Genomic DNA, 20299 nt, shown 5'->3' with positions numbered 1-20299 from the left:
ACGACGCTCAGCTCCGCTGCGCAGCGACGACGACGATCTCGACGAGCAGCGCGGGATCCGCGAGCTTCGCCTCGACGGTGGCGCGCGGCGGCGTGTTGCCCTGCGCGACCCATTCGTCCCACACTTCATTCATGCCCGCGAAATTCGCGAGGTCGGAGATGTAGATCTGCACCGACAGCAGATGCGCGTTGTCGCTGTTCGCTTCCGCAAGCAGGCGGTCGATGTGGCCGAGCACTTCGCGCGTCTGGCCCTTGATGTCCTGCGTGGTGTCTTCGGCAATCTGGCCGGCGAGGTACACGGTACCGTTGTGGATCGCGGTTTCGGAAAGACGTGCGCCGACGTGGTGACGAGTAACTGCCATGGAGTGTTCCGGTTGTATGAATGAGTGAAGAGTTCGGCGGCCGCGCGGCCCGCGCGCCGCCGAACCGCATATTATGACGCGTATGTGCCCTCGCCGAGGAAAAACCCGCGCGCGAGCGCGATCTGGTCCGCGCTCATGAACGCCGGCGCGTGGCCGGTGCCGGCAATCTCCGCCTGCGACACGTGCCGGCCGCGTTGCTGCATTTCAGCGACCGTCTCGCGCGACAGCAGATCGGACGACGCGCCGCGCACGACGAGCAGCGTCGCCTCGGTCGTTTCGACCGCGCGCCACAGCGCGGCCTCGCCGAGTGCGGCGAGCTCGGGTGTCGTCGCCTTGAACGGCTCCGCGATCCGCGGGTCGTAGCGTATCGTCCAGCTGCCATCCGGCTGCGCGCGCAGCAACGGCGCATTGATTTCGCGCCACTCGTCGCCTGACAGTGCGCCGAACGGCAGCGACAGCGACGTCAGGTAGTCGATCCCTTCCTGCTCGGTCGCGAAGCGCGGCTGCACGCCGAGATATTCGCCGATCCGCGCGAGCGAATCCGTCTCGATGCGGGGCCCGACGTCGTTGACGATCATCCGCCGCACCGGCGAGCCCGGCAGCCCCGCGAGCGCGAGACCGATCAGGCCGCCCATCGACGTGCCGAACCAGTCGACGGATTCGACGTCGGCGCGCGCGATCAGCGTCACCATGTCGGCCACGTATTGCGGGATCGCATAGAGCCGCGGATCCGCGAGCCAGTCGGACTGGCCACGCCCCACGACGTCGGGGCAGATGACGCGATAGGTATCGGACAGCGCTGCGGCAAGCCGATCGAAATCGCGTCCGGAGCGGGTCAGCCCGTGCACGCAGACCAGCACGCGCGGATTGGCGGGGTCGCCCCATTCGGTATAGGCGACGTGGTGAAGGCCGGCAACGCTCGCGCATTGCACGCGCCGCTGGCGGGGAACCGGGGGATTCGCTGAGATTGTTGGCATCGGTGGCATCCTGTCGAACGGGTGCTGCGCGGCGGCGCAAAAAACACGCCGCCCGATGCGATCGATTGTAAACCGCTTCCGTTGCCGGAGTCCGCTCGCCCGGCCTTTCGGCCAGCTCCTCTGCATCCGGCAGGACACAGGACGGCCCGGCTCGCGCTCCATCGATGACAAACGCCCCGCACTCCATCGGGAATGCGGGGCGCCGGAGGCGATGCGCTCAACGCGCGATATGTTTAATGCACATGCGGTTCAACGCAACTGCGGCTTACGCGACCGCGCTCACGTCGAGCGGCGCGCCTGTCTTCGCCTGGATCTCGTCGACGGTCACGCCATCCGCGAGTTCGATGACCTTGAGGCCGGCCGGCGTCACTTCGATCACGCCGAGATCGGTGATGATCAGGTCGACCACGCCGACACCCGTCAGCGGCAGGTTGCACTCTTCGAGGATCTTGTGCTGGTCGCCCTTCGCGACATGCTCCATCAGCACGACGACACGCTTCACGCCCGCGACGAGATCCATCGCGCCGCCCATCCCCTTGATCATCTTGCCCGGGATCATCCAGTTCGCGAGGTCGCCCTTCTTGCTGACCTGCATCGCGCCGAGGATCGCGAGGTTGATGTGGCCGCCGCGGATCATCGCGAACGAGTCGGCCGACGAGAAGATCGACGAGCCCGGCAGCGTCGTGACGGTCTGCTTGCCGGCGTTGATCAGGTCGGCGTCGACTTCCTCTTCGGTCGGCGACGGGCCGATGCCGAGCAGGCCGTTTTCCGACTGCAGCCACACTTCGACACCTTCCGGCACGTGGTTCGCGACAAGCGTCGGCAGGCCGATGCCGAGGTTCACGTAGAAGCCGTCCTGCAATTCCTTCGCCGCGCGCGCGGCCATCTGGTCACGATTCCAAGCCATGTCAGTCTCCTTTCGCGCGCACGACGCGTTGTTCGATGCGTTTCTCGGGCGTCGCATTCAGCACGAGCCGCTGCACGAAAATCCCCGGCGTGTGGATCTGATCCGGATCGAGCTCGCCGTTCTCGACGATCTCCTCGACCTCGGCGACCGTGACCCGGCCGGCCATCGCGCACATCGGGTTGAAGTTGCGCGCGGTGCGGCGGAAGATCAGGTTGCCCGACTTGTCGGCCTTCCACGCCTTCACGAGCGCGACGTCGGCCGTCAGCGACGGCTCGAGCACGTAATGGCGATCGCCGAACTGGCGCGTTTCCTTGCCTTCCGCGATCACGGTGCCGTAGCCGGTGTTGGTGAAGAACGCCGGGATGCCCGCGCCGCCCGCGCGCAGCTTCTCGGCGAGCGTGCCCTGCGGCGTGAATTCCAGCTCCAGTTCGCCCGCCAGGTACTGACGCTCGAACTCCTTGTTCTCGCCGACGTACGACGAGATCATCTTCTTGATCTGGCGCGTTTCCAGCAGCAGGCCGAGACCGAAGCCGTCGACGCCCGCATTGTTGCTGATGCAGGTGATGCCCTTGACGCCCGAATCGCGCAGCGCGGCGATCAGCGCCTCCGGAATGCCGCACAGGCCGAAACCGCCCACCGCGAAGGTCTGCCCGTCACGGACGATCCCTTCCAGCGCGGCGGCCGCGCTTGGATAGACTTTGTTCATCTGTATGTCCCTTCCTCTATGGAAACCAGCGAAACTGGGTTCGCGCGCCGGCGTGGCTCACGAGCCCGCCGCATCATTCTATGCATGCGCGGCAAAGCCTGCCGTGACGACGCGCTTCTTTTTATGCCGCGGCAAGCGCCGCGAGATGTCCGAAAGGGTACGATGCGGCGCGGATACGGCACAATACGCAAAAATACATAAGCATTTGCCACACACCCGCCGCTCCATGACCGCTCTCGATTACCAGACCGCCTTCCACCTCGCGCCGATCGGCCTCGTCATGTCGCGCGACCGCGTGATCGAGGATTGCAACGACGCGGTCGCGGCGATCTTCCGCTGCGCGCGAGCCGACCTGATCGGGAAGTCGTACGAGGTGCTGTACCCGTCGCCGGACGAATTCCAGCGAATCGGCGAGCGCATTTCACGGGTCATGGCCGCGAACGGCATCTATGCGGACGACCGGATCATGAAGCGCGCCGACGGCGACCTGTTCTGGTGCCATGTAACGGGCCGCGCGCTCGACCGCACCGCGCCGCTGGCGGCCGGCGTGTGGACGTTCGAAGACCTGAGCGCGACGCGCCGGGTCGCGGTCGAGCTGACGCCGCGCGAGCGCGAAATCGCCGCGCAGCTCGCGACCGGCAAGACGAGCAAGCAGATCGGCCGCGTGCTCGACATCAGCTCGCGCACGGTCGACATCTATCGTGCCCGGCTGATGCGCAAGTACGGGACGGGCAATACGGCCGAGCTGCTGCAGCGCCTGCTCGGACATTGAGCGGCGGGAACCGCCGGAATGACGATCGGCCGCGCAGCGCGGCCGATTCCGTGAAAACGAACGATGGCGCGACAACTGGCGAACGCCATCTTGCCGCGGCGGCGTTCAGCCAACCTTCGCCGCGAGCGCATGCTCGATCGTGTCGCGCAGCAGTTGCGGCAGCGGCACCGACTTGCCGAGCGCGTAGTCGACCCACACGCAACGCGCATTGCCGCGTGCATACAGGTGAGTCGGATCGTCCGCGCGGGTCAGTTCGAAACCCGTGTCGAAGCTGCTGCGCCCCGGCTTCGCGACCGTCATCTTCGCGATCACGTCGCCCGGGTAGTGCAGCTGCTTCAGGAACTCCATCGACGCGGTGACGATCACCGGCCCCTGCCCCTCGCCGTTGCCGCCGGCGATGCCGAGCTGCTCGAACCAGGAAATCCGCACCTGCTCCATGTAGCGGAAATAGACCGTGTTGTTCACGTGTCCGAACGCGTCCATGTCGCCCCAGCGGATCGGCATCGACATTTCAAAAACGGGGGAATAGTCGCTCATTGCAGTCTTCTTCGTTGCTCAGGGTCATCCAGTCAGGCGAGGCCGAAACCGTCGTCCGCGGAGATAATCGAGCCGTTGATGAACTGCGACTCGTCGGCCGCGAGCAGCAACAACAGCCCGTCGAGATCCTGCGGCTTGCCGACGCGCCGGCGCGGCAGCATCGATTGCAGCTTCTGGCCTTGCTCGGTTTCCCACAGGTAATGATTGATTTCGGTATCGATATAGCCCGGACAGATCGCGTTGACGTTGATGCCGTGACGCCCCCATTCGAGCGCCATCGCGCGCGTCATGTGCACGACCGCGGCCTTGCTCATCGCGTACAGGCCGATCTGCGGGAACACGCGCTGGCCGGCCACCGACGCGATGTTGATGATCCGGTACGGCGGCTTGCCGTTGCCGTTGGCGCGCATCATCATCCGCTTCGCGACTTCCTGTGCGACGAAAAACGCGCCGCGCGTGTTGGTGTCGAACACGAACTCGAAATCGGCGGGCGTCACGTCGACGAGCTTCTGCATCGTCGACACGCCGGAATTGTTCACGAGGATGTCGATCGTACCCGCTTCCGTCTCGGCGTGCGCGACGGCGGCCTTGATGCTCTGCACGTCGGTGACGTCTAGCGACACCACGTGCGCGGCACCGCCCGCCGCCTCGATCTCCGCGCGCAGCTCCTTGAGCCGTTCGACGCGGCGGCTCGCGAGCACGACCTTCGCGCCGGCCTGCGACAGCACTTGCGCAAAGCGCTGGCCGAGCCCGCTCGAAGCGCCCGTTACCAGCGCGACCTTGCCCTCCAGATTGATCGACCGACCCATTGCACATCCCCTTTCGACGTTGTTTCACCGCCCCGGAAGGCACGGCACATGCGGCATAACCCTAGCACGAAAATAGAACGGTCGTGCTAATCTACCCGCATCCTGTTGCGGCAAGCGTTTTGTTTCGCAGACAATACGCTCCCGAATAAAAGCATTCTAACGGTTAGAGGAACGCCAATGACCCCCGCAAGCCTCATCGAGCAATACGGCCCGCGCGAATCGATGGAATACGACGTCGTGATCGTCGGCGGCGGCCCGGCCGGGCTGTCGGCCGCGATCCGGCTCAAGCAGCTCGCCGCCGAGAAAGGCGCCGAGATCGGCGTGTGCGTGCTCGAGAAGGGTTCGGAAATCGGCGCGCACATCCTGTCCGGTGCGGTGATGGATCCGCGTGCGATCACCGAACTGTTCCCCGACTGGAAGGAGCAAGGCGCGCCGCTGACCGTCGAGGTCACGGAAGACCGCTTCCTGTTCCTGTCCGAGAAAAGCGCGGTGCAAACGCCGAACTGGGCGCTGCCGGACAACTTCAAGAATCACGGCAACTACGTGATTTCGCTCGGCAACGTCACGCGCTGGCTTGGGGCACAGGCCGAGGCGCTCGGCGTCGAGATCTTCCCGGGCTTCCCGGCCGCCGAGATCCTGTACAACGACGACGGTTCGGTGAAGGGCGTCGCAACCGGCAACATGGGGGTCGGCAAGGACGGCGAGCCGACCGAGAACTTCCAGCTCGGCATGGAGCTGCACGCGAAGTACACGCTGTTCGCCGAAGGCTGCCGCGGCCATCTCGGCCGCCAGCTGATCGCGAAGTACAAGCTGGATGCGAACGCCGATCCGCAGGCGTACGGGATCGGCATCAAGGAGCTGTGGGAAATCGACCCGGCCAAGCACAAGCCGGGCCTCGTGATCCACACGGCGGGCTGGCCGCTGAAGTCCGATACCTACGGCGGCTCGTTCCTGTACCACATGGACAACAACCAGGTCGTGGTCGGCTTCGTCGTCGGCCTCGGCTATACGAACCCGTACCTGTCGCCGTTCGAGGAGTTCCAGCGCTACAAGACGCACCCGTCGATCCGCGCGTTCCTCGAAGGCGGCAAGCGCGTGTCGTACGGCGCGCGCGCGATCACCGCGGGCGGGCTGATGTCGCTGCCGAAGACGGTGTTCCCGGGCGGCGCGCTGATCGGCGACGACGCGGGCTTCCTGAACGCGTCGCGGATCAAGGGCAGCCACGCGGCGATCAAGACCGGCATGCTGGCGGCGGAAGCGGCGTTCGACGCGGTACAGGCCGGGCGTCAGAGCGACGAGCTCAACGCGTATCCGGATGCGTTCAAGCAATCGTGGCTGTACAACGAGCTGTACCGCGCGCGCAACTTCAAGCAGTGGATGGCCAAGGGCCTGTACCTCGGCACGCTGATGGTCGGCCTCGAGCAGAAGCTGATGGGCGGCAACGTGCCGTGGACGCTGCATCACAAGCATGCGGACCACGAGATGCTGAAGCCGGCGTCGCAATGCACGCCGATCGAGTATCCGAAGCCGGACGGCAAGCTGACGTTCGACCGGCTGTCGTCGGTGTTCATCTCGAACACGAACCACGAGGAAAACCAGCCGGCGCACCTGACGCTGAAGGATGCGAACGTGCCGGTGAACGTGAACCTGCGTACGTATGCGGGACCGGAAGGCCGGTTCTGCCCGGCGGCGGTCTACGAATTCGTGAAGAACGACGACGGCAGCGATCGCCTCGTGATCAACGCGCAGAACTGCGTGCACTGCAAGACCTGCGACATCAAGGACCCGACGCAGAACATCGTGTGGGTGACGCCGGAAGGCGGCGGCGGGCCGAACTACCCGAACATGTGACGCACCGGAAAGCGCCGCTTCGAGCGGCGCTTTTTCATCGCCGAACCGAAACGGGGCGCTGCACGACGCAGCGTCCCGTTTCATTTCGCGCACGCCGCTCGCGATCCCGTCAGGCGCCTGCGGCATGCACACGTGCGGCGCGACGCCGCACACGCACACGCTATCGCGCCGCGATCCGTCGGCGGAAATGTTCGGTGCCGGCCACGATCTTGTCGAGCACGGCATCCAGCGCCCAGAAGCGCTCGCGGATGTCGTAGTCGATCGCACGGCAACGGATCGACTGGAACGTGCCGATCCGCTGGTGATAGAGCTTCGCGAGCGCCGGGTAGCCGAGTGCCTCCGACACGGCCGCGACGACCAGGAACGTCGACAGTTCCTCGGCGAGCGCCGGATCCGACTCGCCTTGCGTGCGCAGCCACCGATAAAGATCGGGATGGAAGTTGGTGAACACGCCGTTGAATCCGGCCGAGCCGGCCTGCATCGCGTCCCACGCGATCGCGGCGTTCGCGTTCAGGATCTTCAGCGGCGACCCCTTGGCGAGCGCCACACGCCGTTTCACCGTCTCAAGGTCGCAGCTCACGTCCTTGAGCATCACGAAGCGGCCGGTGTCGATGCACGCGCGCAACTCGTCATCGGACAGGAGTCGCCGGTATGGCGCCGGACACTCGTACAGGCCGAGCGGCAGATCCGACGGCAGTTGCGCGAGCAGCCGGTGCAGGTGGTCGAGCAACGCCGCGCCGCCCTTGCGTTCCGGATCGAGCCGGTTGGTCACGAGCACGACGCCCTGCGCACCCGACTCGGCCGCCGCGCGCAGTTCCGCGATCTGTGCGTCTAGGCTGTCGCTGACGTGTCCCGACGCAACGACAGGCACGCGCCCGGCGACCCGGTCGACGACGAAGCGTGCGAGCGCCGCGCGTTCGTCAAGGCTCAGGAACTGCATCTCGCTCGACTGCGCGACGGCAAACAACGCATCCGAACCATGCGCCAGATACCATTCGATGAGCCGTTCGAGCCCCGCATAATCGATCGCGCCGGTGTCGTCGAACGGCGTCAGCATCACCGGCACGATCCCCTCGATCGTCACGGTCGATTGCCGCTGTGATTGCATCTGTCTCTCCTTCCTTCAGTGAATGCGTGACGCGATTCGCGCGCTCAGGCCGGCAAAGGCCCGTGCGCGGCGCTCGCGGATTGTTCGGGAATCGGCTTGCGTACCAGCAGCAGATAAGCCATGGCGCCCGCGAACGCGATCGCCGCCGCGGTCAGCAGCGCCGGCACGAACGACCATTGCTGCGCGATGAAACCCGTCAGGATCGGGGCCAGTGCGCCGCCGATGAAACCGCCGAAATTCTGGATCGCGCCGAGCGACGCGACCCGGCTCGGCGGCGCGGCTGCCGTTGCGAGCGCCCACGAACAGGCCGATGCCGCATTCGCGAGAAAGATCACGACCGAGATGCACGCGAGCGCGACCGTGTTGCTCTCGACGAGCGCGGCCGGAATCGTGAACGCGACCATCCCGAGCATCGCGACCACCACCGCGTTGCGCCGGCTCGCGACCGGCGAGCGGCTGCGGCGCGTGACCAGATCCGAGAACCAGCCGGCGACCAGCGAGCCGACGAATCCGCACAGGAACGGCACCGACGCGGCAAACCCGGTGCGGATCAGGCTCATGTGCCGCTCCATCGTCAGATAGCCGGGCAGCCAGGTCAGATAGACCCAGTTCAGGTACACCGAACCGAAGAAGCCGATCAGCATGCCCCAGGTCGTCCCATGCGAGAACAGGCTGCGCCAGTCTCCGAAGGTCAGCTTCGGCGTCGCGATCGCACTGTCCGCATCGGCATCCAGATAGCCGCGCTCGGCCGCCGACAATTGTGCGCGCGCCGGATCGCGGTACAACGCGAACCACGCCACGGCGACGATGAGGCCCAACGCGCCGGTCGCGACGAACGCCCAGCGCCAGTTGAACGACACGACGAGGATCGACAGCAGCAACGGCGCAAGTGCGGTGCCGAGCGGCGACGCCGAGTTGAAGATACCGGTCGGCGTGCCGCGTGCGCGCAGCGGGAACCAGTTGCTCACGACCCGCGCGGCGGACGGGAACTGCGGCGCCTCGCCGATGCCGAGCACGATGCGCGCGACGATGAACCAGCCGAACGTCGACACGATGCCGCCCGCCGCCTGCGCGACCGACCACAGGATCAGCCCGATGCCGAGCAGCCGGCGCGGCCCGATGCGGTCGACGAGGCCGCCGATCGGCAACTGGCATAGCGCGTAGCTCCACGAGAACGCCGACAGCAGCAGCCCCATCTGCCCGAGCGACAGCCCGAGGTCGCCCCGGATCGCCGCATTCGCGACGGCCAGCGTGCCGCGATCGAGATAGTTGACGATCCCGCTCACCATCAGCAGCGCAAGCGCAATGCGCTGCCCGCGCCGGATGCGCGGTGGCGCGCTCGGAAGGGTTTGAGCTTCGCTCATGACGATTGTCTCCATGTCGTATGTGTCGGCCGGTTTTGTCCAATCCCGGCCGTTCTGGTCGCGCGCGGCCTAGGCGGCCACGCGCGCGCCTCGAACCTCATCGCGTGTCGGAATCGATGTCTGCGCGCCAAGACGCGTGACGCTGATCGCGGCCGCGCGCTGGCCGAAGTCGATCGCGTCGTCCATCGACGCGCCGCCGGCGCGGGCTGCCGCGAACCCGCCGACGAACGTGTCGCCGGCGGCGGTCGTGTCGACCGCAACCACCGTCTCCGCGTCACGGCGTCCGCAGCCGGCATCGCCGCGCCAGCAGACGCCGCGCGCGCCGAGCGTCACCAGCACGTTGCGAACGCCCTTCGCGCGCAGCACGTCGGCCGCGCGCACCGCGCACGCGTCGTCGTCGACGGCGATGCCGGTCAGCGACGCCGCTTCGCTTTCGTTCACGACGAGGTAGTCGACCTGCGCCAGCAGCGCGTCCGTCAGCGGTTGCGCCGGTGCCGGATTCAGCAGCACCGGCGTGCGATGGGCGGCCGCGCAGGCGATCGCTTGCACGACGGTCGGCATTGGCACTTCAAGCTGGCAGACGAGCAGCGCGGCCTGTGCGATCGTCTCGCGTGCGGCGTCGATCCGCGCGGTGTCGAGGCATGCATTTGCGCCGGGTACGACGACGATGCTGTTCGCGCCGCCGTCGCCGACCGTGATCGCCGCAACGCCGGTCGTGGCCCCGGCGATCCGGTGCAGGTGCGTCACGTCGATCCGCTCCGCCGCCAGCGCGTCATGCAGGCGCGCGCCGAACGCGTCGTCGCCGACGCAGCCGATCATCGCGACCGACGCGCCAAGTCGTGCGGCGGCGACCGCCTGGTTCGCGCCCTTGCCGCCGTGAACGGTCCGGAAGTCGCTGCCGGACAGCGTTTCGCCCGGCAACGGCAGGCGCGGCGCGCGCACGACGAGATCGATGTTGATGCTGCCGACCACGGCGATCTGCAGGGGACTCATGTCACTCTCCTGGAAATGTAACCGCTTACATCAGCGCACGACAAAATGACCAAGCAGATCAGCAGCGACAAAAAGCACGGCGCTTTGATGGGATTTGCGTCGGACATAATGCAGGCTATCATGGTGGATAGCGCTTACATTCTCACAAGCGGAAGCGATGATGCAAGCACGGCCATATCGAATCGAGGGTAAACGATGACGCTTTTCACACCTTGCCGCATCTGCCGGACGCGGACGCCGGGAGCCCGCCGATGAGCGATGCCCCGCCCCGCTGCGGCGCGTCGCGGGCCCGCCGCGGTACCGGCCGCTCGGTGCTCGGCGACGTCGCGAAACTGGCCGGCGTGTCGACCGCGACCGTTTCGCGTGTCTACAACGACCCCGGCAAGGTCTCGGCCGACGTGCAGCAGCGCGTGCGCGACGCGGCGCACGCGCTGAACTGGATTCCGAACGCGGCCGGTCGCGCGCTCGCGTCGACCCGCACCCATATCACGGGCGCCATCATTCCGACGCTCGACGACCAGGTGTTCGCGTCGCAGGTCGCGGGCATGCAGGCGGTGATGGCCGAGCACGGCATCACGCTGTTCCTGGGCTGCTCGAATTACGATCCCGCCCAGGCGCTGACGCAGGTGCGCGCGATGCTCTCGCGCGGCGTGGAAGCCGTATCGCTGGTCGGTGAGGCGTATCCGCCGGAGCTGTTCGAACTGCTCGCGATGCATCGTGTGCCGTATGTCGTCACCTACGCGTATCGCGACGACAGCCCGCATTGCTGCGTCGGTTTCGACAACCGCGCGGCCTTCGCCCGGCTCACCGAGCATCTGCTCGGCCTCGGACATCGCGACTTCGCGATCGTCATGCAGCCGTCGACCGACAACGACCGTGTGCAGGCGCGGCTGCGCGGCATTCACGACACGCTCGCCGCACACGGGCTCGCGGTCCGCCCGGTGCATCAGCACGAAGGTGCGGCCACGATCGGGTTCGGGCGCGCGAGCCTGCGCGCGATCGCCGACAGCAGGACGACACGGCCGACCGCGGTCATCTGCGGCAACGACGCGCTCGCGCTCGGCGCGTTGCTCGAAGCGCAGGCGCTTGGCATCGACGTGCCGTCGCAACTGTCGATCACCGGGTTCGACGACATCGCGCTCGCGCGCGAAATCCGGCCTTCGCTGACGACGATGTGGGTCGATACCGATGCGATCGGGCGCAAGGCCGCCCATGCACTGCTCGACGCGCTCGAGAGCGGCGCGCCCGGGCCCGGTTGCGCGGTGCTGCCCGAATTGAGGATGCGGGAATCGGCTGCGCCGCCATCAGGCGGCGCGGCATCGAACTGACCGCTCGCCGAAGCACGCCGCGGATCGCGGTGCCGTCACGCGGGCCGGCACCACAAGCCGGCCGCGGCGAAGCGCGGCGCGCCAATGCAAAACGGGACGCTGCTTGCTGCAGCGCCCCGCTCCATTTCAAACCGACGAGATTGACGACCTAAGGGACAAGGCGCAAACAAAGCGCCTCCCCGCTTTCGTCAGGTCGCGCTGCCGGCGATCTTCGGCGTCTGCGTCTCGACGTCGCCGCATTGCGCGCGATGGCGCAGCGCGTGATCGATCAGCACCAGCGCGAGCATCGACTCGGCGATCGGCGTCGCGCGGATGCCGACGCACGGATCGTGGCGGCCGAACGTCTCTACCGTCGCCGGTTCGCCGGCCTTCGTGATCGACCGGCGCGGCGTGCGGATGCTCGACGTCGGCTTGATCGCAATCGACACCGTGATGTCCTGCCCGGTCGAAATGCCGCCGAGCACGCCGCCAGCGTGATTGCCGACGAAGCCGGCCGGCGTCAGTTCGTCGCCATGCACCGAGCCACGCTGTGCGACGCTGTCGAAGCCCGCGCCGATCTCGACGCCCTTCACCGCGTTGATGCTCATCATCGCCTTCGCGATGTCCGCATCGAGACGGTCGAACACCGGCTCGCCCCAGCCGACCGGCACACCCGACGCGACGACGTCGATCCGCGCGCCGATCGAGTCGCCGTCCTTGCGCAGCGCGTCCATGTAGGCCTCGAGCTGCGGGACGATTTCCGCATTCGGGGCGAAGAACGGATTCTCACGTACGTGCGACCAGTCGACGAACGGCACGTCGATCTCGCCGAGCGCGCTCATGTAACCGCGCACCTCGACGCCGAACCGCTCGCGCAGCCACTTCTTCGCGATCGCGCCTGCGCCGACGATCGGCGCGGTCAGGCGCGCGGACGAACGGCCGCCGCCGCGGTAGTCGCGGATGCCGTATTTCTGCCAGTACGTATAGTCGGCATGGCCCGGCCGGAAGGTCTCGACGATGTTGCCGTAGTCCTTGCTGCGCTGGTCGGTGTTGCGGATCAACAGTGCGATCGGCGCGCCGGTGGTCGTGCCTTCGAACACGCCCGACAGGATCTCGACTGCGTCGGCTTCCTGCCGCTGCGTGACGTGCCGCGACGTGCCGGGCTTGCGGCGGTCGAGTTCGGCCTGGATGTCGACCTCGGCCAGCCCCATCCCCGGCGGGCAGCCGTCGATCACGCAGCCGATCGCGGGACCGTGCGATTCGCCGAAGGTCGTGACAGTGAAAAGCGTGCCGAGGGTATTGCCGGACATGGTGGGACCGCCCAAAGAGAAATAGACAAGCCAATACCGCGTCTGCCGGAATATAGACAGACTGATATCGTGCAAGTCGTGGAATATAGACAGGCCTATATTATGCCAGTCGTCCCGACGGTACGGGCCGCGCGATACGCGTCCGGCCCGCCGCACCGCACGGTCCCGTCGTGGCTCCGGGTTTGGCGCAAGCAGGCAGGACGTCTGCAGGCCGAGAGCAGATGAACTACCCGCGATTGCGTCGGCTCGGCAGCGGAGCCGCGCAATGCAGCCCCGCCCTCGCGGCTACTTCCGCGCGCCGCGCAGCTCGGCCACCGCGGCCTGCAGCGCTTCCGGCGTCGCGACCGTCGCCGGTATCGCCTCGCCGACCGCGAGCGTCAGCCGGCTCATCACGCCCCGTTTGACGGGCCGCGGCCAGCGCGCGTCCGCGTGCCGCGAAAACACGCTGCCCCAGAGGCCGCGCAGCGCCATCGGGATCACGGGCGCCGGCGTGCGGCTCAGGATTTCGCTGATGCCGTGATGGAACGTGTTGATGTCGCCCGTTTTCGTCAGCTTGCCCTCGGGGAAGATGCACACCAGCTCCCCTTCGTTGAGCGCCGCTTCGCACGCTTCGTACGCGCGCGCGAGCATGGCGGGATCCTCGTGGCGCGGCGCGATCGGAATCGCCTTCGCGTGCCGGAATACCCAGCTCGCGAAACGCGTCTCGAAGATCCGGTGGTCCATCACGAAGCGGATCGGCCGCGGGCTCGCGGCCGCGAGCACCAGCGCATCGACGTAGCTGACGTGGTTGCACACGAGCACGGCCGCCCCTTCTTCCGGAATCCGCTCCGCATGCACGAGCCGGACCCGGTAGAACGTGTGCACGAGCACCCATGCGACGAAGCGCAGCAGGAATTCCGGCACGAGCAGGTAGATGTACGTCGCGACCGCAACGTTGAGCAGCGCGGTGACGAGGAAGATGCCGGGGATGTCGACGCCGGCCTTGGTGAGCCCCATCGCCATCACCGCCGATACGATCATGAACAGCGCGTTCAGGATATTGTTCGCGGCGATGATCCGCGCGCGGTGCGTCGGCGCGCTGCGGCTCTGGATCAGCGCGTAGAGCGGCACGCTGTAGAAGCCGCCGAACATCGCGAGCAGGAACAGGTCGGCGAGGATGCGCCAGTGGCGTGCGCCGGCCAGGAATTCGCCGACCGACAGCAGGTGCCCCGGCTGCGGCAACGCGTGGCTCGCGAAATACAGCTCGATCGCAAAGAAGCTGATGCCGATCGAGCCGAGCGGCACGAGGCCGATCTCGACGCGCCGCTGCGACAGCCGCTCGCACAGCAGCGAACCGAGGCCGATGCCGACCGAAAATGTGGCGAGCAGGATCGTGACGACATCGGGGCTCGCGGACAGCACGTCCTTCGCGAAATTGAAGAACGACGTGAGGAACGTCGCGCCGACGAACCACAGCCACGAGATGCCGAGCAGGCTCAGGAACACCGTGCGGTTCTGCCGCGCGAGCGCGAGGTTGCGCCACGTCTCGGTGAACGGATTCCAGTTGATCACGAGATCGGGCTGCGGCGCGGGCGTCGCCGGCACGCGCTGCGCAACCAGCCGCCCCGCGAGCGCGATCGCGACGACGCTCACGGCGAGCACGGTCTCGCCGCTGCCGGCAAGCCCCGCCGCCGCGCCGCCGATGATCGTGCCGATCAGGATCGCGATGAACGTGCCCATCTCGACGAGGCCGTTGCCGCCGACCAGCTCGTGTTCGGCCAGGTGCTGCGGCAGGTACGAATACTTGACCGGCCCGAACAGCGTCGAGTGCATCCCCATCATGAACGTGCACAGGTACAGCAGCGCCGCGCTGTGCAGGACAAAGCCTGCGGCGCCGATCAGCATCAGCATGATCTCGAAGGTCTTCACGAAGCGCGTGAGCCGCGCCTTGTCGTACTTGTCGGCGATCTGGCCGGACGTCGCCGAGAACAGCACGAACGGCAGGATGAAGATCGCGGAGATCAGGAACGCGGCAGTCTTCGCGTCGACGCCGGAAAACCGCGCGGTGTGATACGTGACGAGCGACGTGAAGCCGATCTTGAAGACGTTGTCGTTCAGCGCACCCAGGAACTGGGTGGTGAAGAACGGCGCGAAACGGCGCTCGCGCAGCAGGTCGAACTGGGAAACGTGCGCGCGCCGTTCGCCGCTGCGCTCGGACGAGACTGTCGTGTGATCGCTCATGTCGAATGCGCGCGCTTCGTCCAGGCGAAGCTGCGCGGGCCCGGTGTTGTTGGTATGGTCATCGGAAAAGCGGCCCCCGGAAGCTCCGCCGCATGGCCCGCGCCGCCGGACGCCGGGCGCGGCGCTCAGCCCGCGACCGGCTTGTGGGCTTCGGCTTCCGGTTCCGGCCAGTCGCGGATATAGGCCTTCAGCATCCGGTTCTCGAAGCTCTGCGCCTCGACGACCGTCTTCGCGACGTCGTAGAACGAAATGACGCCCATCAGCACCTTCTTGTCGAGCACCGGCATGTAGCGCGCGTGACGCTCGAGCATCATGCGGCGCACCTCGTTGACGTCCGTTTCCGGCGTGCACGTGAGCGGCTCGTCCATCACCTTGCGCACCTGCACGTCGCCGATCGCGCCGCCGTTCTCGCGCAGGCGCAGGATGATCTCGCGGAAGGTCAGCATGCCGACGAGATCGCCGTACTCCATCACGACGAGCGAGCCGATGTCGTGTTCGGCCATCGTATCGACCGCTTCGCGCAGCGGCTTATCGGGCGTCACCGTAAACAGCGTGTTGCCCTTTACTTTCAGAATGTCGCTGACGCGCATCGTAGTCCCCTCATGCATATATGCAAAACCGGCTTTCGATCCTATCGGAAAGCCTGTCAAAAGGAAAGCGGCGGCCGGCGCGGCTGGCGGCGGACGTCGAGCGGGCGCTCCGGCCGGTCCGCTTGCGGACACCCGGCGCTCGCCGCACAATGACCCCATGGACAGCGGCCCGAGGAGACGGCCATGGCGCATACGCATACGGAGCATTTCGCCAGCTTCGCTGATTTCTACCCGTACTACCTGAACGAACATCAGAACCCGACGTCGCGGCGGCTGCACTTCATCGGCTCGCTCGGCGTGATCGGCTGCGTCGCGATGGCGATCGCCACCGGCGACTGGCCGTGGCTGCCGGCCGCCGTCGTCTGCGGTTACACGTTCGCCTGGGTCGGACACTTCTTCTTCGAGAAGAACCGCCCGGCCACCTTCCGACACCCGATCTACAGCCTGATGGGCGACTGGGTGATGTTCAAGGACATCTGCACCGGCAAGATCCCGCTCTGACCCCGGCCTGCGCCGCGGCGTGCCGTGCGCGAATGCGCGCGGCCTTACGCCGTGCGGTGCGGCCTCGCAGGCGGCTGCGCCGCGTCCGGCGCCGCCGCGGGCCCGGCCGCCGCGGCGGCCGGATGCGCCCCCGCGTGACGGTGCGCGGCGATCAGCGACGCGAGCGACACGTCGAAGCGCTCGCTCGACAGCACCGCGAGCAGCGCCGCGCCTTCGACGTGGGTGCGTCGCCTTTGCAGCTGGTAGGTCAGCTCGGTGCGGTCGATCACGAGCATGTCGAACAGCTGCGCGAGCGTCAGCTGCTCGGGATTCGCGAGCAGCACGTAGCGCTGCGCACCGTCGCCGCCGTCCAGCCGCGCGACCCATTCGCGGTCCTCCATCGCTTCCAGCAGCCGCTGCGCGGTTTCCATGTCGCAGCGCAGCATCGCCCCCAGCCGAATTGCCGAATAGCCCGGCTTGCCGGCTGCGCGCGCCTCGGCGAGCCGCGCGAGCAGCTCCAGCGCGTCGAGCAAGTCGCTGCCCGGGTAATGGACGCGGTGGAACTGGCCGACGCGGATCGCCGGCAATGCCGATGTCAGCATCGCGCCCAGCAGCGTAATGAACCAGCTCACGTACATCCACAGCAGGAACATCGGCAGCGCGGCGAACGCACCGTACACGGCCGTGTAGGTCGGAATCCGCCGCACGTAGTAGCCGAAGCCGCGCTTCGCGAGTTCGAACGCGATGGCCGCGAACAAGCCGCCGGCCAGCGCGTCGCGCCACGCGACCGTGCAGTTCGGCAGATACACGTAGAAGAGCGCGAACGCGAGCGCCGTCAGCGGCAGCGACGCGAACGCGAGCAGCCACTGGACGACGGGCGGCGTCGACGACGCGCCCGTGAACGCAAGCGACTGCGTAAACAGGTATGACGAGATCGACAGGCTGACGCCGAACAGCAGCGGGCCGAGCGTGATGAGCGCCCAGTACGCGAGCACGCGCTGCGCGAACGGCCGCGGCTTGCGCACGCGCCAGATCAGGTTGAATGCAGACTCGATCGTCATGATCGTCATCACGGACGTGACGACGAGCACGATCAGGCCGGCCGTCGTGAGCCCCTTCGCCTTCGACGCGAACTGGTTCAGGTAATTGAAGATCTGCGTGTTGAACTGCGCCGGCATCAGGTGATCGGCAAGGAAGCCCTGCAGCGACAGCTGGAACGACGCGAACATCGGGAACGCGGTAAACAGCGCGAACGCGACCGTCACGAGCGGCACGAGCGCCAGCAGCGTCGTAAACGTGAGGCTGCCTGCCACTTGCGGGATACGGTCCTCGGCGCTGCGTTTCGCGGCAAAGCGCGCGAGGCGCTTGATGGTGTCGAGATCGACGCTCAACTTCGGCAAACGGCTTCCTCCTTCTGCATGCGGCGCGCCGCACGGCGCAACGGCTTCAGCCCCTATAATAGCCGCTCGATCCAGCAGGGGCTGTTCGCGAGGCGTCGCAAGTGCCGCTTCGACGACAGCCCCTCAGCCTATGAAAGACATTCTCGTCCTTTACTACAGCCGTCACGGCGCAACGCGCGACCTCGCGCTCGCGATCGCGAACGGCGTCGACAGCGTGCCGGGCATGCAGGCACGCATCCGTACCGTGCCACCCGTTTCCACCGTCTGCGAGGCGAGCGCGCCCGACATCCCGGATGACGGCCCGCCGTACGCCGAACTGCGCGATCTCGAAGAATGCGCGGGCCTCGCGCTCGGCTCGCCGACCCGCTTCGGCAACATGGCCGCACCACTCAAGTATTTCCTCGACGGCACGACGCCGCAATGGCTGTCGGGCGCGCTGACCGGCAAGCCCGCGTGCGTGTTCACGTCCACCGGCAGCCTGCATGGCGGCCAGGAATCGACGCTGCTGTCGATGATGCTGCCACTGCTCCATCACGGGATGATGATCGTCGGCATCCCGTACACCGAATCCGCGCTCACCACGACGCAGACGGGCGGCACGCCGTATGGCGCGTCGCACGTGTCGCGGCATGAGCGCGCCGCGCCCGCCGGGCTGTCCGCCGACGAGAAGGCGCTCGCCGCCGCGCTTGGCGCGCGGCTGGCCCGCACGGCTGCCGCCCTCGCCCTCGCCACCGCCGTCGCATGAATCGGCCCGCCGCTGCCCGCGACCCCGCCGTCGCCGCCTGGCCGCGCTGCGCGCAGGCCGCCGCCGCATGCCTCGTCGCGCTGATCGCGCTGTCGCTCGCGTGGGAGCTGTGGCTCGCGCCGCTGCGCCCCGGCGGGTCCGCGCTGATGCTGAAGGCCGTGCCGCTTGCGCTCGCGCTGCCGGGCGTGTGGCGGCGTAACATCTACACGATGCAATGGGCGAGCATGCTGATCCTCGCCTATTTCGCCGAAGGCGTCGTGCGCGGCATGTCGGATCGCGGGCTGTCCGCGACGCTCGGCTGGTGCGAGACCGCGCTCGCCGTCGGCTTCTTCGCGGCGGCGCTTGCGTACGTCGCGCCATTCAAACGCGCGGCGAAAAAGCCACGCGCCGCGCCCTGAACGCCCTGACCCTTTAGCGACCGAACGCCATGAATTCTTCCGAAGCTTTCGTCTCCGCCTGCCGCGACGCGATCGGCGCCGATTACGTGCTGACCGATCCGCACGACACCGAACCGTTCCTGACCGACTGGCGCCGCCGCTACAAGGGCGCCGCCTGCGCGGTGCTGAAGCCGTCGAACACCGCCGACGTCGCGGCGCTCGTGAAGCTGGCGAACGCGCACGGCGTCGCGCTCGTGCCGCAAGGCGGCAATACGGGCCTCGCCGGCGGTGCGACGCCTGACGCGAGCGGCAGCCAGGCCGTGCTGAACCTCGCCCGCCTCAATCGCGTGCGCGCGCTCGATCCGCACAACAACACGATCACCGTCGAAGCCGGCGTGATCCTCGCCGACGTGCAGGCGCGCGCGCGCGACGCCGGCCGGCTGTTCGCGCTGAGCCTCGCGGCCGAGGGCAGCTGCACGATCGGCGGCAATCTCGCGACCAACGCGGGCGGCACCGCGGTGCTGCGCTACGGCAACGCGCGCGAGCTGTGCCTCGGGCTCGAGGTCGTGACGCCGCAGGGCGAGATCTGGGACGGCCTGCGCGGGCTGCGCAAGGACAACACCGGCTACGACCTGCGCGACGTCTTCATCGGCGCCGAGGGCACGCTCGGCATCATCACCGCGGCCGTGATGAAACTGCATCCGCTGCCGGCCGCGCAGGTCACGGCGCTCGCCGCGCTCGACTCGCCGCATGCGGCGCTCGATTTCCTTGCGCTCGCGCAGCGCGCGGCCGGGCCGCTTCTGACCGGCTTCGAGCTGATGTCGGATTTCTGCATGCAGCTCGTCGGCAAGCACTATCCGCAGTTGCGCTATCCGTTCGAGCAGACGCATCCGCAGACAGTGCTGCTCGAACTGTCGGACAACGAAAGCGAAGCACATGCGCGTGCGCTGTTCGAGAGGATGATGGAAGAGGCTTTCGAGGCCGGCATCGTCGTCGATGCGGTGGTCGCGGAGAACCTCGCGCAATCGCGCGCGTTCTGGGACCTGCGCGAGCACATCCCGCTCGCGCAGGCCGACGAAGGGCTCAATATCAAGCACGACATCGCGGTGCCGATCTCGTCGATCGCGCGCTTCATCGACGAGACCGACGCGGCGATCCAGCAGGCGGCGCCGGGCGCGCGGATGGTGACGTTCGGCCATCTCGGCGACGGCAACCTCCACTACAACGTGCAGACGCCCGAAGGCGGCGACCCGAAAGCGTTCCTCGCCGAATACCAGGCGCCGATCAACCACGTCGTCTACGACAACGTGCACCGTCACCACGGCACGATCAGCGCGGAACACGGCATCGGCCAGTTGAAGATCGACGATGCGCAGCGCTACAAGTCGCCGGTCGAGATCGGGCTGATGCGCGCACTGAAGGCCGCGCTCGATCCGCACGGCCTGATGAACCCCGGCAAAGTGCTACGCTGAAGATACCCGTCCC

At 67.2% G+C, this 20299-nt stretch carries 20 protein-coding genes; 7 read left to right on the top strand and 13 right to left on the bottom strand.

All coding sequences use genetic code 11. The features are described 5' to 3' along the window. Nucleotides 1-7: 7 nt before the first annotated feature. The 4 genes from ACV22Z_RS06585 to ACV22Z_RS06570 form a co-directional block, all read right to left on the bottom strand. Entirely contained in the window at nt 8-361 is a 354-nt protein-coding gene (locus ACV22Z_RS06585) for a RidA family protein (protein ID WP_448075513.1), read from the bottom strand. A 71-nt stretch (nt 362-432) separates the two neighbouring features. Beyond that, a complete protein-coding gene (locus ACV22Z_RS06580) occupies nt 433-1338 on the bottom strand; it encodes an alpha/beta fold hydrolase (protein ID WP_448075512.1) in 906 nt (301 codons plus the stop codon). A 265-nt stretch (nt 1339-1603) separates the two neighbouring features. Next, the gene (locus ACV22Z_RS06575) at nt 1604-2245 is read right to left on the bottom strand and encodes a CoA transferase subunit B (protein WP_448075511.1); all 642 of its coding nucleotides are present in this window, start codon (nt 2243-2245) and stop codon (nt 1604-1606) included. Between the two features lies 1 nt (nt 2246). Further along, nucleotides 2247-2951 (bottom strand): CoA transferase subunit A, encoded by a 705-nt coding sequence (locus ACV22Z_RS06570; RefSeq protein WP_448075510.1) that lies wholly within the window; start codon nt 2949-2951, stop codon nt 2247-2249. A 226-nt stretch (nt 2952-3177) separates the two neighbouring features. Here ACV22Z_RS06570 and ACV22Z_RS06565 point away from each other — a divergent pair, with 226 nt between their 5' ends. Continuing rightward, nucleotides 3178-3723, top strand: coding sequence for a LuxR C-terminal-related transcriptional regulator (locus ACV22Z_RS06565; protein WP_448075509.1), 546 nt, complete (start codon nt 3178-3180; stop codon nt 3721-3723). A 105-nt stretch (nt 3724-3828) separates the two neighbouring features. On the opposite strand, the gene ACV22Z_RS06560 is transcribed toward ACV22Z_RS06565, so the two are convergent. Both ACV22Z_RS06560 and ACV22Z_RS06555 read right to left on the bottom strand, forming a co-directional pair. Further along, nucleotides 3829-4260 carry an acyl-CoA thioesterase gene (locus ACV22Z_RS06560; protein ID WP_448075508.1) on the bottom strand — a complete coding sequence of 144 codons (432 nt, stop codon included), beginning with the start codon at nt 4258-4260 and terminating at the stop codon, nt 3829-3831. Nucleotides 4261-4292: 32 nt separating this feature from the next. After that, nucleotides 4293-5069 (bottom strand): SDR family oxidoreductase, encoded by a 777-nt coding sequence (locus tag ACV22Z_RS06555; RefSeq protein ID WP_448075507.1) that lies wholly within the window; start codon nt 5067-5069, stop codon nt 4293-4295. Between the two features lie 177 nt (nt 5070-5246). Between ACV22Z_RS06555 and ACV22Z_RS06550 the strand changes: the two genes are divergently transcribed. After that, the gene (locus ACV22Z_RS06550) at nt 5247-6920 is read left to right on the top strand and encodes an electron transfer flavoprotein-ubiquinone oxidoreductase (protein ID WP_448075506.1); all 1674 of its coding nucleotides are present in this window, start codon (nt 5247-5249) and stop codon (nt 6918-6920) included. A gap of 160 nt (nt 6921-7080) precedes the next feature. Here the strand turns inward: ACV22Z_RS06550 and ACV22Z_RS06545 are convergent, their stop codons facing one another. Genes ACV22Z_RS06545 through rbsK form a run of 3 tightly spaced genes read right to left on the bottom strand, consistent with a single transcriptional unit; the run spans nt 7081 to nt 10385 of the window. Then, nucleotides 7081-8028 (bottom strand): dihydrodipicolinate synthase family protein, encoded by a 948-nt coding sequence (locus ACV22Z_RS06545; protein ID WP_448075505.1) that lies wholly within the window; start codon nt 8026-8028, stop codon nt 7081-7083. A gap of 44 nt (nt 8029-8072) precedes the next feature. Then, nucleotides 8073-9407 (bottom strand): MFS transporter, encoded by a 1335-nt coding sequence (locus tag ACV22Z_RS06540; protein ID WP_448075504.1) that lies wholly within the window; start codon nt 9405-9407, stop codon nt 8073-8075. 54 nt (nt 9408-9461) lie between these two features. Beyond that, the gene (gene rbsK, locus ACV22Z_RS06535) at nt 9462-10385 is read right to left on the bottom strand and encodes a ribokinase (protein ID WP_448075503.1); all 924 of its coding nucleotides are present in this window, start codon (nt 10383-10385) and stop codon (nt 9462-9464) included. A 251-nt stretch (nt 10386-10636) separates the two neighbouring features. Between rbsK and ACV22Z_RS06530 the strand changes: the two genes are divergently transcribed. Then, nucleotides 10637-11713: a LacI family DNA-binding transcriptional regulator gene (locus ACV22Z_RS06530; RefSeq protein WP_448075502.1), complete on the top strand. Its 1077-nt coding sequence runs from the start codon at nt 10637-10639 to the stop codon at nt 11711-11713. Between the two features lie 188 nt (nt 11714-11901). Here ACV22Z_RS06530 and aroC read toward each other — a convergent pair whose 3' ends face one another. The 3 genes from aroC to ACV22Z_RS06515 form a co-directional block, all read right to left on the bottom strand. Then, nucleotides 11902-13002 carry a chorismate synthase gene (gene aroC / locus ACV22Z_RS06525; protein ID WP_448075501.1) on the bottom strand — a complete coding sequence of 367 codons (1101 nt, stop codon included), beginning with the start codon at nt 13000-13002 and terminating at the stop codon, nt 11902-11904. A 285-nt stretch (nt 13003-13287) separates the two neighbouring features. Further along, nucleotides 13288-15222 carry an MFS transporter gene (locus ACV22Z_RS06520; protein WP_448075500.1) on the bottom strand — a complete coding sequence of 645 codons (1935 nt, stop codon included), beginning with the start codon at nt 15220-15222 and terminating at the stop codon, nt 13288-13290. Between the two features lie 125 nt (nt 15223-15347). Continuing rightward, nucleotides 15348-15812, bottom strand: a complete 465-nt coding sequence (locus ACV22Z_RS06515) for a CBS domain-containing protein (RefSeq protein WP_448075499.1) — start codon at nt 15810-15812, stop codon at nt 15348-15350. A gap of 183 nt (nt 15813-15995) precedes the next feature. On the opposite strand from ACV22Z_RS06515, the gene ACV22Z_RS06510 reads away from it, so the two are divergent. Further along, nucleotides 15996-16313 (top strand): Mpo1-like protein, encoded by a 318-nt coding sequence (locus ACV22Z_RS06510; RefSeq protein ID WP_448075498.1) that lies wholly within the window; start codon nt 15996-15998, stop codon nt 16311-16313. 44 nt (nt 16314-16357) lie between these two features. Here ACV22Z_RS06510 and ACV22Z_RS06505 read toward each other — a convergent pair whose 3' ends face one another. Further along, a complete protein-coding gene (locus ACV22Z_RS06505; RefSeq protein ID WP_448075497.1) occupies nt 16358-17692 on the bottom strand; it encodes a YihY family inner membrane protein in 1335 nt (444 codons plus the stop codon). Nucleotides 17693-17822: 130 nt separating this feature from the next. Between ACV22Z_RS06505 and wrbA the strand changes: the two genes are divergently transcribed. From wrbA to ACV22Z_RS06490, 3 genes are read left to right on the top strand one after another with little or no spacing between them, the layout of a single operon-like run. After that, nucleotides 17823-18437, top strand: coding sequence for an NAD(P)H:quinone oxidoreductase (gene wrbA / locus ACV22Z_RS06500; RefSeq protein ID WP_448075496.1), 615 nt, complete (start codon nt 17823-17825; stop codon nt 18435-18437). Continuing rightward, nucleotides 18434-18835, top strand: a complete 402-nt coding sequence (locus tag ACV22Z_RS06495) for a DUF2069 domain-containing protein (protein ID WP_448075495.1) — start codon at nt 18434-18436, stop codon at nt 18833-18835. The genes wrbA and ACV22Z_RS06495 overlap by 4 nt, the downstream gene beginning before the upstream one ends. Nucleotides 18836-18864: 29 nt before the next feature. Next, nucleotides 18865-20286 (top strand): FAD-binding oxidoreductase, encoded by a 1422-nt coding sequence (locus ACV22Z_RS06490; RefSeq protein WP_448075494.1) that lies wholly within the window; start codon nt 18865-18867, stop codon nt 20284-20286. The last annotated feature ends 13 nt before the right edge of the window (nt 20287-20299 follow it).

It is taken from the genome of Burkholderia sp. PU8-34, assembly GCF_053427725.1.
The sequence above is the reverse complement of the archived record's forward strand: the minus strand, read 5'-3'. Positions and strand labels throughout refer to the sequence as shown.

Coding starts and splice junctions, on each gene's coding strand:
- ACV22Z_RS06585 (WP_448075513.1), bottom strand. CDS start 361: ATGGCAGTTACTCGTCACCACGTCGGCGCACGTCTTTCCGAAACCGCG.
- ACV22Z_RS06580 (WP_448075512.1), bottom strand. CDS start 1,338: ATGCCAACAATCTCAGCGAATCCCCCGGTTCCCCGCCAGCGGCGCGTG.
- ACV22Z_RS06575 (WP_448075511.1), bottom strand. CDS start 2,245: ATGGCTTGGAATCGTGACCAGATGGCCGCGCGCGCGGCGAAGGAATTG.
- ACV22Z_RS06570 (WP_448075510.1), bottom strand. CDS start 2,951: ATGAACAAAGTCTATCCAAGCGCGGCCGCCGCGCTGGAAGGGATCGTC.
- ACV22Z_RS06565 (WP_448075509.1), top strand. CDS start 3,178: ATGACCGCTCTCGATTACCAGACCGCCTTCCACCTCGCGCCGATCGGC.
- ACV22Z_RS06560 (WP_448075508.1), bottom strand. CDS start 4,260: ATGAGCGACTATTCCCCCGTTTTTGAAATGTCGATGCCGATCCGCTGG.
- ACV22Z_RS06555 (WP_448075507.1), bottom strand. CDS start 5,069: ATGGGTCGGTCGATCAATCTGGAGGGCAAGGTCGCGCTGGTAACGGGC.
- ACV22Z_RS06550 (WP_448075506.1), top strand. CDS start 5,247: ATGACCCCCGCAAGCCTCATCGAGCAATACGGCCCGCGCGAATCGATG.
- ACV22Z_RS06545 (WP_448075505.1), bottom strand. CDS start 8,028: ATGCAATCACAGCGGCAATCGACCGTGACGATCGAGGGGATCGTGCCG.
- ACV22Z_RS06540 (WP_448075504.1), bottom strand. CDS start 9,407: ATGGAGACAATCGTCATGAGCGAAGCTCAAACCCTTCCGAGCGCGCCA.
- rbsK (WP_448075503.1), bottom strand. CDS start 10,385: ATGAGTCCCCTGCAGATCGCCGTGGTCGGCAGCATCAACATCGATCTC.
- ACV22Z_RS06530 (WP_448075502.1), top strand. CDS start 10,637: ATGAGCGATGCCCCGCCCCGCTGCGGCGCGTCGCGGGCCCGCCGCGGT.
- aroC (WP_448075501.1), bottom strand. CDS start 13,002: ATGTCCGGCAATACCCTCGGCACGCTTTTCACTGTCACGACCTTCGGC.
- ACV22Z_RS06520 (WP_448075500.1), bottom strand. CDS start 15,222: ATGAGCGATCACACGACAGTCTCGTCCGAGCGCAGCGGCGAACGGCGC.
- ACV22Z_RS06515 (WP_448075499.1), bottom strand. CDS start 15,812: ATGCGCGTCAGCGACATTCTGAAAGTAAAGGGCAACACGCTGTTTACG.
- ACV22Z_RS06510 (WP_448075498.1), top strand. CDS start 15,996: ATGGCGCATACGCATACGGAGCATTTCGCCAGCTTCGCTGATTTCTAC.
- wrbA (WP_448075496.1), top strand. CDS start 17,823: ATGAAAGACATTCTCGTCCTTTACTACAGCCGTCACGGCGCAACGCGC.
- ACV22Z_RS06495 (WP_448075495.1), top strand. CDS start 18,434: ATGAATCGGCCCGCCGCTGCCCGCGACCCCGCCGTCGCCGCCTGGCCG.
- ACV22Z_RS06490 (WP_448075494.1), top strand. CDS start 18,865: ATGAATTCTTCCGAAGCTTTCGTCTCCGCCTGCCGCGACGCGATCGGC.